This window comes from Pseudoalteromonas sp. S2755 (assembly GCF_005886535.1).
Taxonomy (GTDB): domain Bacteria; phylum Pseudomonadota; class Gammaproteobacteria; order Enterobacterales; family Alteromonadaceae; genus Pseudoalteromonas.
The window spans coordinates 1-13,741 of the sequence record NZ_PNDS01000131.1 but is presented as its reverse complement, the minus strand read 5'-3'; the positions used below and the strand labels follow the sequence as shown (position 1 = coordinate 13,741).

Below are 13,741 nucleotides of genomic sequence, written 5' to 3'. Positions count from 1 at the left end.
TTCAGCTGGGCCTTAATTAGCAACAAGACCATACCAAAAACACATTAAACTAACAATATTAACAAATAGAGACTTGGTTGTTCTGACAAGATTAAACAACAGCAGCTAGACAGGAACAAAATACAAAAAAGCAGTCAACCTGAGATTTATTAATGGCAGACACGACTTTTTGTTACCACTATATTAATATGTAAAAACAATGTATCTAGACTAATATTTATGCCTTTGCTTGCTTTGTTTTTCGCATTACTGCTCGTTGTGTTACCAGCGCATGGTTCAGAATGCCCAAGCGCGAATAATGCTAACCTCACAAGCCAGATTTTGTCTTGTAAGCGACATCTGGAAACCCTTGAACCCTCCGGTGTCCAAGCTTTTGATGCACACCTTGAGCTTGTTAGCTTGTATCGACGAGCGGGTGACATAAAGCTCAGTAATCAAATACTGGATGAGTTGATGGCATGGAAGTTAACCACATTCCAACGCTTTCAGGTGTTAAGACAAAGTGGTATTAATCGTTATCGCCAGCGCAATTACATTCAAGCGTTGGGGAGCTTCCACGAAGCGCAAATGCTTGCGGCTAAACTGCAACAAAACGAACTCCTGGGTAAATCGGCCAACGATTTAGCTAATGCTTATCAGGCACTTGGAGATCTAGATACCGCCCTCACTTTATTTTTAGAAAGCTATCAAATAGCGAAAGCAACAAATGACCTGCAGAGACAAGCGATCACGCTTAACAATTTAGGAAATGTGTCAAGGGATATTAATCAGTTGGACGATGCCATTCTCTCGTTTCGTCAAGCCCATGCACTCCACCAGCAAGCCGGCGACCAAACTAAAGCGAACCACACCTTGCTAAGCATCGCGGAAGTATTTTACAAAAAGCGCGACTTCAACAAAGCAACTGAAATCATTGAAGATTTACTTCAACCATTGACACAAAGTGGTGCCTATACTCAATTGTCTCGAGCCTATTTATTATTGGCCGAAATCGCCATTGCTCAAAATCATATCACTCAGGCACAACAGCAACTCGCTTCATTCAAACGCACTCGGCAACTGATTCAACACGGTAAAGTGGATCAGCGAGCACTACTTATTGAGTCCAAACTCAAGCAGCTTGAGGGCGATAACCTAACAGCGCAAACGTTACTAAAACAGGGGCTTGAAGCACATAATCAGCAAAATAGTCAGCTTACCGAGTTATTTTACATTGCCTTATTGCAGTCCCAACTACAAACACACGCTTATAAAGAAGCGGTAGAGACCGCACAGCGTTATAATGACATGCTTAAAAGTAGTCGCGTACAGAGTGAAAACCTTTATCAATTTCGCCTTCAAAGCGCTAACGTCTTGGCCGCGCCTAAGTACCAAACAGAGACAAGTATTTTGTCTCATATATTCATTGGCCTTATCGCATTTTTTGTGGGTGTGCTGGTTACTTACTGCGTTGTTCGCTATACCGCCCGCACCGGTACTCATGGCGTGCACAGTAAACATACGAGCGTTGACGAACAGGCCGCAAGACAATTAATGGTTGAGGTAATGACACTTACTTTGGCGCTTTGGGAGCAAAGTAGCGGCAAAACTCGTGTCGAATTAGCGGAAGAAAGTAAAGTATGGAAAGTGAATATCGATGATGGTCGTTTACGAGTACGTACTCTTGAACGCTATCTTAATATCAAAACGCTGCCCAAAAAGCCGCGTATTCGAAATATTGTTACCACGGCACAATATGTACTCACTCAATGCCAAGACGCTAATTTCAATACCGCGCCTCTTTGTGAAAAAGTTGCACAACTGGAACAAATCTTAGCGAGCTCCAACGCTGCTTGATATCCACAACAAAGGGGCTTTCGCCCCTTCTGGTATTTACAGGCCCTAGTTAACCGTCGCGGTCTCACATAAATAGCATGCTAAAGTCACGCCCATACCGGCCTCATATTCTTGGTGATGACGGTCTCCTTTGAATTCAAAAGGCCCTTCAAAGCGTGGATACACTGTCACATCAGGTTTTAAGCTATTACTAAAGCCTTTCATATTTTGGTGTAGAGATTGACACATTTTATTACCCATATCATACGCAAGTCGCCAGTCATCAAACTGGCCACAATCTAGTTGTGGTGTAATGCGACCAGAAATACTTTGCTTAGGACTGGTACAAACGTTACTGCCTTCACTGTGTAAATATTTAAAGGTCCCAGCAGTTAATGTCATTTTACCTAGCAGAATCGTTTGCCGCTTTGGACATTTCGCCCCATCAGCAACTTCGAGCTGCGCTATCATTTCTGGGCTATGGGCTTGTACAAAACTCGCAATCAAAGTTGCTCCCAATACTATTACTCGTCTCATAACTGTCTCCTTATTGGTTATGACACCGTTATTAGAGTGCGAATGAACTCACGCTGAGACTCCAATAACGGCGATAGCAAAATCCTGCCTCAAGCGAATATTGATTGCAGCAAAAGTTACGGGGCAATTGGGTAAATTCGGGTAAAAATATAAGCAGACCTTTGATATTTAAGTTTTTATTTACCACAGCTTGATATCAACACTTACCTAACCCAATGCGTCCGTTTAATATCAAAGGTTTTACCCAAGTTGGCCCTAACTGGCCCTACAACCTCCTATTCAATCGCTGAAAAAGTTTCCAACATCACAAGGCAAGTTAACAATGCATGAGGCATGTTGACTCTGCACAACGATGAAGGAATAGAAAAATGAAACAGAGAAATTTCACCCCAAAATTAATCAGCCTAGTCACCAGCACGTTGTTACTGGGTAGTATTTCGCTACAAGCCGCAGAAGAGTATGGGGAAATGGCCCCCTCTCAAGTGAGCCCAGAAGCGTGGCAAGCCATTTCAAACTGGTCTCAAGACCGTGTTTCCTTGCTTGAATATATCTCCGACAATGACGAAGAATATGAATTAGACCGCTATGTCGATAGCTTGATCCGCGACTATCGAGATGGAGAGATGCTAAACCAAGCAAAAGCTTTAGATCAAAACGTGTTATCAGCATGGGAAAATGCTTTTACCGAGCAAGCGCCTGAAGATAACTTTTTCTTTACTCGATATCTTATTCAATTTAAACCGACTGTATTCGAAAAATGGACACAACAGCAAAAAGTGCCAACACTCAGCCAACATTTAGAGCTAAATGCACCGCAGCTTTACAACACTTGGCATAAAGAATACGCAGCGCCGAAACGTAAAGGACTCTCGGTACTTGAATACGACAGGACGCTACCGTCAGATATTCTTGCCGAATTAAAAGAATTGCTGACTAAAAAACCCATCTTTGGGCCTAAGTCACAATGCTCATGTCAAATGGTGACCCCTTCAACCAGCACAGGCCAAGTGGTCACTAACTACCCATCAACCCAAACGCCTTGGAGCACATCCAACAGCGATGGTAGTGGTTTTTCTAAGCACCATGCTTATGTCAATACCTCAGCCTACGGCGCCTTTCACTCAGCTAAGGGGAAACGTTGGTCAAAAAATAAAGCGCTCAGTTTCGACAATACCTCAGCCCATAATTCGACAGAGTTCCACGTCAAAATGTTGTGTGCAGACACCGGGGGATTTGCATGTAATCAAAGCAATGCCTGCTCGGGCAATTTAGAAGTCAGAGGCACTTATTCAGCTCGCTACCATGTAACTGGGCAAGCTAAAAAAATCTGGTCAAAAGGTACCAACTCGCACGCGACAGACGGCGCAAAATTTGCGGTCGATTTGCCAGGAGCTGCACCTGAAGTCATCTTGTTCAATAAAGCCGGTGGCGCAGCCATGGGATACAACACCACATGGAATTTAAACTCCACCATTGGAGTCGTCAAAGCCGCACTTGGCATTACTTCTGCCATCGTTAATGGCAACCCTGGCAGCTTGCTTGACGGTCAATTGGCCGATGCGCTTATCACCAACTTGGCAGGCATGATCACGCGTTCGGGTAATCAAGCCAGTGTTACCACCACAATGCGCGCGCGCTTTGATTCGTCCGACGTCAGTCCTTTTCTGTTGCAACCCAATGAGGTGTATCACTTTACCCTTGATTCAAAAGGTCGGGTACAAGCCAGAGGCTACGGTGGTTATTCGGACAGTCATTACGAATATGGTAGCTCAGGCGCGGTGATGTATGCGGCAAATCACTTTACCTGTGGCAGCAATGTCAATGCCCCAGCACCAACAGGGTTATGGTTCTATTCGTCACAATCCGGTCCTGATAGTGACGCGTCGTTACGTAGTGACGTTGAAAACTGGCTCTCTGTGCAGCTCAACAAACCCGTTAATGCAGGCCAACGCCAAGGCATCATTCACTAGGTTTTTGTTAAGGGTGGCTATGCGCTGCCCTACTCCAATAAGGAAAGATTATGAATAAGTTCATCGCCACCACGCTTACCTGCTGGGCTTTGTCTTTAAGCGTTAACGCCTCTGCAGAGTCAGAGCACTACGACACATCAACCCTACCGTTATTATTTCACGCAGGACAACAAGGTTATCAAGCCCTTTCACCTTGGTATTCTTTTCAGTATCAGAACCAACGGATCACCTTACAAACATGCGCAGAAGATGCCTGCAAACAAACGCTGCAATTTCCCCAATTAGAGCAAACTGCACCATTCAATAGCGAGACGTATGAGCCCAGCTATCAAGGTGAAGCTGGAAACATGAAAAAGTTAGAGAGTTACTCTCAACTCCAGCTCGGTTATCTAAAAGAAAACAGACTCTATGCCAGCGGCAATCAACGGCGTTTACTGTTCACGTTACAACTCGCCTCGGGTAAAGGTGAGTTACCCTTTGTATTTAATGATAACTATGACGAATCTCTGGCAAAAGATAAGTCATCCCTTACTCGAAGCTCCCCCTCCTGCGCCAAAGCCTGTAATACCACTTGGCAAGCATTTAGCGTGGATAAATCTGGCCAATATAGTCCGGCTATTTTTGTTCGAGATGAAGCCGGAAATTGGCTTATTCAAAGTACTCGCGATGCCATTCGCATTGAACTTACCACCTTAGTCGGACAATATCAGCCGCCGGCGCTGCGTCATCACCACAATGACACCACACAGTCTAGTTATTCGTTGAATGACGATAGTTTAATTGTTACTCGCCAATCTGATAGCGTATCTCGCCACATACTTAACCAAACTCAGGTTGTTGGCCTAAGTGATAAGCATTGGTTGCTGCTTCAAAATACCGACCTCACCCTCACGGATAACAACTCAAATATACAAGCCAAGCGTCCAATCGCACAACTTGAGCTATCACGCTTACTGGCAAGCTATCTTGATAACGATCGCTTATATTTATTAGGGTTATCACCAAGAGACGCTGTGATTAAACCATCGCAGCAAACGATTATGACGCAGTATCCAAAGCTTCATGAAGACGCCCTCGTTGCCACGTATCTACTAGAATTGGACTTAGGGCTACAGGTTATTTCGGCCACAACGGTATTTATTCCTGACACCGAATTTGCTGATATTCGCATTACTCGCAATGCTTGGGGAATATTGGTTAGCTCCGGCGAAGTTTCGTCACGTTCAACAACACATACATATGAAAGCAACCAATCGGCATCAGCAATGTCTGGCTGCCCGATGATAGCCAATGGCTATGGTTATGGCTTGCTATGCTGGAAGGCGTTAAATAACCCAACACTCGCCTATACTCCCAATGCCGCAAGCACAATGATCCCAACGACGGTGGTTGACAACACAACGCCAAATCTAATGAATCAATTAGAAAACAATCAATATGGGATTATTTTTAAAAATGGGGCAACGCCAACCGATCCGGGTGGAGTGTGGACTCACCCAGATAATGTTGCCACCAGTAAGGAAGATTTAGGATTGGCTGTGGCCATGTACCATTATCGCTGGGGATCACCTGTCGCGGCAAATATCGTCTACCCATCAGGAAGTCCCGCACATCCTGTGATGTTTAGAAAGGTGGAGTATCAAGCGGCGAATAGCAGTAATTTGCCACATAATGTTTGTAATCATTTTGCTGCCAGCTCAGGTTATCCTGAGTATCAGGCGGCTGATGCTTGTATGACACAGCCAGGTTTTGGCCTATTTAGCCTCGAAGATCTTACCTTCGACCGTTGGCAAGGGGGGAATTATTATCCGAATCAAACAGTCAGCGGGCAGGATAATTCTTGGTTTCCTTGGTATACCAACTTTGTTGGTGATCCACCAGTAACAGAAATCTTTGAACAGGCCTCGAGTGCTGAAATGCTTGCACGGCTGCAATTTAACCTAGCGCAGTTTGGTAAAATCAACCAAGACACCTATGTTAACGGCACACGTTTTAGCCAAGACACAGTCACCGGCTTCTACCGCTGCAGCCACCAATAATCAGCTAAGAATAAGGATATTCGTATTCGAGACTCGCAAATTGTTAACAATGCATTAAACTTCATTCAACTGTTCAAAAAGGAATGAAGTCATGCGCATCATCATCGCCATTGCGACGCTCAATTTAATTGCTTGTAGCAGCACGTTTGCAGTCCAACAAGCGAATACCAAAGTATTAGGCGCTTACTCAATGTTTGCGCCTTCCACTACTGAAGCCCCAAATATCTACGCGCGCGTCGTTGTTGACGGCGTGCTAAGCGACGCCAATCAATGCCCAAGCTTGCTCTTTGGTAAAAAATCCATGCCGATGCAGTTGCGAGGAATGCGTCCGAACCAAACACATTTTCCAATCACTGTATGCGAGGCAAAAATCTCCCCAAACACGGCTTATACCGTCAATGGCAGCCAGTTCTCGTTAGCGCCCGTGACATTCGATCCAAATAAAATTGCGGTTTTTGGCGACACTGGCTGTAAGTCATCCGTTTGCGAAAACAACACTGCTGCCGAGCCGTTTAAAACCCTCGCAGAGCAAGGGGCAAAGCAACAACCACAATTATTGCTCCATATGGGGGATTTCAACTACCGAGGCACGGGTGGTGCGATTTCCGGTGATACCTATGCCTATGACGCAGGCGATGGTGGATATGGCGGTACTAGCTGCGGTCTTAACGATACCTACTACAGTCAAAACGCGTTAAATAGCCCAAGACCAGATACATGGAGCAACTGGCAAGCCGACTTTTTTGCCGCAACAACGGATCTTTCAGCAACCGCACCATGGATTTTTGCGCGAGGCAATCATGAACTTTGTAGCCGCGCAGGAATTGGCTGGTTTTACTTTTTTGGCCCGGGAGCCAACCTTCCTGATGCCATTGAGCAACAGCAATGTCCTGCACAGGGGGATTATAATCAACCGCCACAATCTGCAAGTGCCCATATCATTGTGCAAAACTCCTATACCATCAACTTAAAACCGCTCAGTGTTTGGGTCATGGATAGCGCCAATGCCTGTGATGCCAGTGCAGACAATGGCCTAACAAAAGTCTACCAACAGCAATATCAACGACTCAATGTCAGAAGCGAACTACTCAAAGCCAAACCCATGTGGATTATGAGCCACAGACCCATCTGGGGCGTTGAAGACCCGACAACCAAAGACACACTAAATGTGATGTTGCAAACCGCGCTGAAGAACACCAGACAAGGCAAGTTGCCTGAACACGTGACTTTATCACTCGCAGGACATATGCATATTTATCAGTCTTCAACCTTTGCCGCGAGTACCGCACGTCCTCCGCAAATCGTTGTCGGCAATAGCGGCGTCAGCCTTAGTGATACCGATGCCTTTAGCGAATTTGGTTATGCACTTGATAGCCAAAACGCACTCGTTAATGAGCAAGGTAAGTTCGGCTTTTTATCCATTAAGCTTGGCAAAGATGGCGCGTGGCACGGGGAGTTTTTGGATGAAAGTGGTACCGCTTTTCTAACCTGCAGCAGCGAAACTACAGATAAACAAGCGGTATGTCGCGCGAAGTAAGCGCGACTTTTACATCCTAATCACTGACAACTTGAGTTACTCGCCTTGTATCGTGGTGTTTTTGATACCAGGCGAGTAGCAGCAAACGCGAGCCCCGAAACAAACATCACTACTGCCAAACCATAAACGTGGTTAACACTGGAGTAATAGCACGCTCGCGGTCAATGTGAATATCGCAAAACGTACCGCATACGAATTATTAAACCGTATTATGCCAGCTTAGATTTTACTAAATAAGAACAGCACGCTGAATCATTCGAACTGTTCTAGCGTATGCATAAGACTAAACGGATGTTGTAAAAACTCGGCTTGGTAGGTTTTATTGCGAACACTTTCTGGTAGCTGGTTAAATTCCAGCTCCGTTTCAACATAGTCGAAATAAACGCTGGAGCTTACCGTGTTTAGCGCATTGACGAACCTTAAGACTTCTGACTGCTTTTGCACCGCTAAATTCGCGGCAACAAGTCTGGCGAATTCGCCATACTCTTCGGCTTCACATTCCCTTTTTTGGTGAATATAAAAATAAGATAAAACGATACCTCGCTGCTGCGGGGTAATATTAAGACTGTGTAATTGTTTTGGTGTAATAACACGCACATTTTCGCATGCAGCTTTTCTATCACCCAGTTGTGTTACGCTATTTAATAGCTCACTAAGCAGCGTCTTTTGAACAGGTTCAAGTTGTTCAACTGGATACTCAATAGTCGGCGTAAGATCTACTGACATTGTTTCAGCGTTAATTTGCGGCGCAAACGCAAACAATATCAAAACTAATAGCAAGGGTTTCACAAATATTCCTTTTATCACTCGTGTCCGTGAACTTGCTCCAAGCTTTGAAACAAATTAAAGTTATCTCGAAGAAAATCCGCTTTTAGCGCGGCCGTTTTAACGGTCTCAGGTAAAGCGTTGAACTCAGCCTCAAACTCAATAAAATTTGCGTAACGCCCAGAAGATAGCACGTTCATTGCTTTCACCAGCTTAAGCTCCCTCGGGCTCTTATGCATCACATAATTGATAGCGACTGTCCTTGTAAAAGCGCCAAACTCCGCAGATTCACACTGATTTTTGTTCAAACCATCAACATAAAAAAGCACAGTGGTGTAGTACTCTACATCCATTTTGAGTGAGTCCAATTGCGACCTTTTCAACACAGTCGCAACGTTGGCACATTCTATCCGTTTGTTGTGTAATCGGTTATAGCCCTTAATTAATTCAGCCATAGCTTGCTGCTCAAGGCTATGTAGCGCTAGGTCATGCAGTAAAGTGGTAAGTTCATTAGGTGGCAGCGGTAGCTGGTTAAGCACATTTTGATAGTCCGGAGTGGCGGACGCTGTACTCATATTTACTATAAAGCCAGCGACCAAAAAAGCAGGGGATAAATTCATTGTAAAATTCCTTTTTGACTGTACTACCCCCAAGCCTACAGTTCTTGCAATAAATAGACAATGAACGAAGCGTGGCTCACTAGCCACGCTTCGTTAGTTTACAGTCTGCTAAAAATCATAGCTAAAACTTAAGCTGTAATTTCTCGGCGCACCATAGCGATACTGATCAAAGAAGCCAATTTGGCTGTAGTATTTTTCATCGAAGAGGTTTTCTACGTTGAGTTGTAGCGCCATATTGTCTGCCAGTGCGTAGTTTGCCATCAAGCTAACCAGTGCATAGGCATCTTGCTCTAGCCTATCGTTGCCCGTTACTGAATAAGTGTCATCCTGCCAGTTCACGCCACCACCAATCGTCAACTCAGGTAAAGCATTCACAAATTGGTAAGTCGTATACAACTTAAATTGCTTTCTTGGGTTATCCGTATTCACTTCAACGCCGTTGGCATCTTCTGCTTTGTATTGTGAATAACCCAAATGCACATCAAAACCGTCAGTTAACTGACCCACCACTTCAAATTCGAAGCCTTTACTGGTTGTACCTTCAGCAGCATATTGCGCGACTGTATTTACCGAACCAGGAACTATGTATCCAACATCATCTTGAGCTAGGTTGTCCTGTTCGATTTGGAAAATCGCCAATGTGGTTTGCAGCGTGTCATCTAGATAGGTGCTTTTTAGTCCTACTTCGTATGATTTTCCTTTGATTGGATCAAGGAAATCACCATTACGGTCTTGGGCATTTTGCGGCTGGAATATTTCTGTGTAACTTGCATACACTCGCTGCGTTGTCGACAAGTCGTACAAGGCACCAGCGTAAGGTATAAATACACCATTGTCGCCAAAATCAGTGATGACGCCATAGCTTTCGCCTTCGCGCTGCCAGCTCGACAAACGACCACCCGCTATTACTTTAAGTTCATCGCTAAGATTTAGCCTTGTTGCGGCGTAAAACCCTTTTTGCTCGGTATCCATATCTTGAGCAACTGAGGTTTCTGTGCCCCACGTCGGCTCAGGGAAATTGCCGTCCCACTCGTAAAAATTGCCAACTGGCAAAAAGGCATTATCGAGCGCAGCGAAAGTGAGTGTATCGGCACTCTGCTCACTGTAGAGCGCGCCAGTTACGAAATCATGCTCACGACCGGCGAGTTGATAAAAACCTTTAAGCTGGATATCAAAGCTGTCTTGGTTACTTTCACCTGTACTTTTATAAGGCCAAGAAGCTAAGCCCTCACCTGTTGTTTTATCCAATGTGCCGAATAAATACAGCAGCTCTGTATCTTGCTCGTATTTCAGCTTGTTGTAATTGGCAACCAGTTCCCAGCCATTTGCAAAGTTGTGACTAAAGTTCACAAAAGCATTGGTGCCAGTAGTTTGCCACTCTGTCCAATTTGCAGCCGTGGTTTTTTCGACTTCCCAGTCTGTTTTACTTCCATCGGTAAAGAAAGTAGGTAATGCCCCCCAAGTTGGACTGGTAGGGTCGTTACGTTGATAGCTAGCACCAACGCGGATTGTCGAATGCGTGCTTAAATCCGCTTCTAGTACCCCATAAAGCACGGTACTTTCGTCAGAGAAGAGAGCTAAATACGAGTCACCTTCTTCATACTTCGCCACCACTCGTCCACGCACACTGCCATCGTTAGTTAATCCATTGGCAACGTCCACCATCACTTCTTTATTGTTCCAGCTCCCCAAAGAGACACTAGCAAAACCTGTGAGGTCGGTGCTATTTGCATGTTTGCGTACTAGGTTAATTGAAGCTGAAGGATCGCCCGCGCCGGTCAATAACCCCGTTGCACCACGCACAAACTCCACGCGCTCGTATATCGCAACATCCGCGATGGTTTCGCCTGAATCCCCCGCTAAACTCCATGACAAAGGAACGCCATCAATTTGATAGTTGGTAATGTCAAAGCCACGTGACTGCAACGTATTACGAACATTATCAACCTCTTTCGCTGACACCCCAATCGCATTTAACACGGTGTCGGTCAACGTATCGAGCTTTTGCTCTTTGATCCGTGCAGCGGTAATAACGCTAACAGATTGCGGCGTCTCAAGAAGAGATAACCCTAAGCCAGTTGCGGTGTCTATCACTTCATTGACGGTGTATTTTCCCGTCACAACTATTTTTTCAATTTCTTCATTATCTTGCTGTGCTGCTTGCACCTGTAATGCTGACGTGCCGAGCGCTGCCATAACAGCAAATGAGAGCGTTTTGAGAGGCAGAGTGTTCACTGGGTTCATCCTAATATTGTAAAAATCGAAACGATAATAATGCAGATGATAACCATTAGCAATAACATTAAGGTAAATTACAACCAGTTTCTAACCCGATTTAAGGAACGTCCCCAAAACAAATAACTAACTAATTTAAAACAACTTTCCTATAAAAGAAACAAGAAAGGTAAACCGCTAAACGAATAAAACATGCCATTTAACGCACATTCAAATGAATATAATTGCTATTTACACTTTTAAAAAGATATACTTTATTTACATTTTTGCGCAAATACTCCCTCAGCTTTAATTTGTCGCCGTCATTCAAAGAACTAGGAACACACAATGGCAAAGAAAATAAGCAACAAGTTTTGGTTTCAGTTGCATGGTTGGTTTTCACTGCCAATATGGCTACTGTTTTGCTTTATTTGTATCACAGGTACCATTTCCGTTTTCAGCCATGAACTTACATGGCTTACTAACCCTGATTCTCGGGCACATAACCCCAGTCAGGTAAGTGAGATGTCAGCGGGCTCAGTGTTACGCGCGTTTAAAGATGAGCACCCAAGTGCAGATGTCATGGGGCTTAATGTGAGAGAGCCCTATTTGACCTATGTGGTGATGTTTACCGACGTCGACAAGCCCTATGCGCTTGCATACGTAAACCAGTACACAGGGGCTGTTCAGGAAATAAATGACGGCAATACGTTTATTAACTTTATGCGCTCATTACATGGCTGGCTGCTATTTCCATGGCAAAACGGCTACAGTGTTGGTTACTATTTAGTGGCGTTTATGTCACTGATCCTACTGGGCGCGTTGATCACAGGCCTGGTGGTATACAAAAAGTTTTGGTTAGCGTTTTTTCAGTTTAAGCTGCGTAAATCACAAGGAGGTCGTACCCTTGCAGCTGACATCCATAAGCTCAGTGGAGTATGGTCGCTTTGGTTTATGACCGTAATGAGCCTCACCGGACTGTGGTATTTAACGCAAGCGGTGCTGTGGCATGCAGGTGTTGAACTAGAACATCATGAAACATTAAATGCAGCGGATATACCCAACTCTACAATAAACGCGAATGCAGTGGAAACCAGTGTTGACCTAGCGCTCGGTGAAATTCAACAGCAGTACACCGACTTTCGTCCAAGTTACATCATGCTACCTGAGCATAACCGCGATACGCTCAAAATCAGTGGCGCAAACGACTACGTACTCTATGACGATTACAGCATTAATATTGCCTACAACACTTGGAATGATACAGTCGTTCATCATGCAAACCCTGATTCAATGACAGGCTTACAAACGGTTATGCACATCACAGATCCACTGCACTACGGCACAATTGGAGGGATCTGGACAAAAGTCATCTGGTTTATTTTTGGCTGTATTTTATCCGGGATGTCAGTTACCGGATTTATCATGTATCAGCTTCGGACCAAACGCGCGCGTAGTCAAGAACGGAGCAATGCAAGACAACTAAAAGCACAACAAGGGTAAATTGCCATGAATGCAGTCAAACGCTTTATACAACACAATAAATATTGGTTAAATGCCCTATTGCTGGTGTTGCCAGCTTGGTTTTATTATCAATCATTACATCCAGAATTTCCCGCTCCATTGGCGGAGCAAACACTTGGAAAGTACAGCATCACGCCAATGCCTTTTGACGACAAGCCGCCATACATCCACGATAACTTATACGTCAAAGACTTCTTATTGCTATTTAATAAAGGCGATGTTGATTCTGTGCGCCAAGGCTATCTCAATATCGGCCCCAACGCGATGCCACTTGCACAGCTTGTGGAGCATGAGCTCGGGATCCTTCATGGCACAAAACACGGTCAACACGTACATGCTTTAGCAAAGAAAACATTATCAAAAGACGACAGGGTTTGGCTGACGATCGAAACTTGGCAAGGCGAAGTCATCGTCATGAAATGGCGACTGCCAGAGTATTTAATCAAAGAAAGCGCATAGAAAAGGGGCATCTCGCCCCTACTCGATTTAAATTACACTTAAGACTCAATGGAAATCAGGATATTATACCAGTTGTATTAAGTAAATGATCTATCTTGAAGCAGGGAAATAGCTCTAGTAGCACCGCTCTCGCGTCCTGCTACCGCTAAGGTACCTATATCCATATAGGCAAGGCAAAAATTTTGCTATTTAGTTGTTCTAAATGAGAAATTTTTAACGAAGCTAATATGCTATTTCACCCTTCAAATTGATTAGATAATT

Annotated in this window: 10 protein-coding genes; 6 read left to right on the top strand and 4 right to left on the bottom strand. The window is 44.5% G+C overall.

Annotated features, from left to right (window positions below; translation table 11 throughout):
* Positions 1-219 precede the first annotated feature (219 nt).
* The gene (locus tag CWC03_RS18640; RefSeq protein WP_138583157.1) at positions 220-1,836 is read left to right on the top strand and encodes a tetratricopeptide repeat protein; all 1,617 of its coding nucleotides are present in this window, start codon (positions 220-222) and stop codon (positions 1,834-1,836) included.
* Between the two features lie 45 nt (positions 1,837-1,881).
* Here CWC03_RS18640 and CWC03_RS18635 read toward each other — a convergent pair whose 3' ends face one another.
* Positions 1,882-2,352: a hypothetical protein gene (locus tag CWC03_RS18635; RefSeq protein WP_138583156.1), complete on the bottom strand. Its 471-nt coding sequence runs from the start codon at positions 2,350-2,352 to the stop codon at positions 1,882-1,884.
* A 368-nt stretch (positions 2,353-2,720) separates the two neighbouring features.
* Between CWC03_RS18635 and CWC03_RS18630 the strand changes: the two genes are divergently transcribed.
* The 3 genes from CWC03_RS18630 (at position 2,721) to CWC03_RS18620 (ending at position 7,898) form a co-directional block, all read left to right on the top strand.
* A complete protein-coding gene (locus CWC03_RS18630) occupies positions 2,721-4,322 on the top strand; it encodes a hypothetical protein (protein ID WP_138583155.1) in 1,602 nt (533 codons plus the stop codon).
* Positions 4,323-4,372: 50 nt separating this feature from the next.
* Positions 4,373-6,361 (top strand): hypothetical protein, encoded by a 1,989-nt coding sequence (locus CWC03_RS18625; RefSeq protein WP_138583154.1) that lies wholly within the window; start codon positions 4,373-4,375, stop codon positions 6,359-6,361.
* A 91-nt stretch (positions 6,362-6,452) separates the two neighbouring features.
* Positions 6,453-7,898: a metallophosphoesterase gene (locus CWC03_RS18620; protein WP_138583153.1), complete on the top strand. Its 1,446-nt coding sequence runs from the start codon at positions 6,453-6,455 to the stop codon at positions 7,896-7,898.
* Positions 7,899-8,150: 252 nt separating this feature from the next.
* Here the strand turns inward: CWC03_RS18620 and CWC03_RS18615 are convergent, their stop codons facing one another.
* The 3 genes from CWC03_RS18615 to CWC03_RS18605 form a co-directional block, all read right to left on the bottom strand.
* Positions 8,151-8,687: a hypothetical protein gene (locus CWC03_RS18615; RefSeq protein ID WP_138583152.1), complete on the bottom strand. Its 537-nt coding sequence runs from the start codon at positions 8,685-8,687 to the stop codon at positions 8,151-8,153.
* A 14-nt stretch (positions 8,688-8,701) separates the two neighbouring features.
* Positions 8,702-9,283 carry a hypothetical protein gene (locus CWC03_RS18610; RefSeq protein ID WP_138583151.1) on the bottom strand — a complete coding sequence of 194 codons (582 nt, stop codon included), beginning with the start codon at positions 9,281-9,283 and terminating at the stop codon, positions 8,702-8,704.
* 108 nt (positions 9,284-9,391) lie between these two features.
* A complete protein-coding gene (locus CWC03_RS18605) occupies positions 9,392-11,527 on the bottom strand; it encodes a TonB-dependent siderophore receptor (protein ID WP_502705375.1) in 2,136 nt (711 codons plus the stop codon).
* A gap of 318 nt (positions 11,528-11,845) precedes the next feature.
* Here CWC03_RS18605 and CWC03_RS18600 point away from each other — a divergent pair, with 318 nt between their 5' ends.
* Entirely contained in the window at positions 11,846-13,000 is a 1,155-nt protein-coding gene (locus CWC03_RS18600) for a PepSY-associated TM helix domain-containing protein (protein ID WP_138583149.1), read from the top strand.
* 6 nt (positions 13,001-13,006) lie between these two features.
* Positions 13,007-13,480: a PA2404 family protein gene (locus CWC03_RS18595; protein WP_138583148.1), complete on the top strand. Its 474-nt coding sequence runs from the start codon at positions 13,007-13,009 to the stop codon at positions 13,478-13,480.
* The last annotated feature ends 261 nt before the right edge of the window (positions 13,481-13,741 follow it).

Bases quoted from the DNA above. Each gene is read 5' to 3' on its own strand.
- CWC03_RS18640 (WP_138583157.1), top strand. From the start codon at position 220: ATGCCTTTGCTTGCTTTGTTTTTCGCATTACTGCTCGTTGTGTTACCA.
- CWC03_RS18635 (WP_138583156.1), bottom strand. From the start codon at position 2,352: ATGAGACGAGTAATAGTATTGGGAGCAACTTTGATTGCGAGTTTTGTA.
- CWC03_RS18630 (WP_138583155.1), top strand. From the start codon at position 2,721: ATGAAACAGAGAAATTTCACCCCAAAATTAATCAGCCTAGTCACCAGC.
- CWC03_RS18625 (WP_138583154.1), top strand. From the start codon at position 4,373: ATGAATAAGTTCATCGCCACCACGCTTACCTGCTGGGCTTTGTCTTTA.
- CWC03_RS18620 (WP_138583153.1), top strand. From the start codon at position 6,453: ATGCGCATCATCATCGCCATTGCGACGCTCAATTTAATTGCTTGTAGC.
- CWC03_RS18610 (WP_138583151.1), bottom strand. From the start codon at position 9,283: ATGAATTTATCCCCTGCTTTTTTGGTCGCTGGCTTTATAGTAAATATG.
- CWC03_RS18605 (WP_502705375.1), bottom strand. From the start codon at position 11,527: ATGAACCCAGTGAACACTCTGCCTCTCAAAACGCTCTCATTTGCTGTT.
- CWC03_RS18600 (WP_138583149.1), top strand. From the start codon at position 11,846: ATGGCAAAGAAAATAAGCAACAAGTTTTGGTTTCAGTTGCATGGTTGG.
- CWC03_RS18595 (WP_138583148.1), top strand. From the start codon at position 13,007: ATGAATGCAGTCAAACGCTTTATACAACACAATAAATATTGGTTAAAT.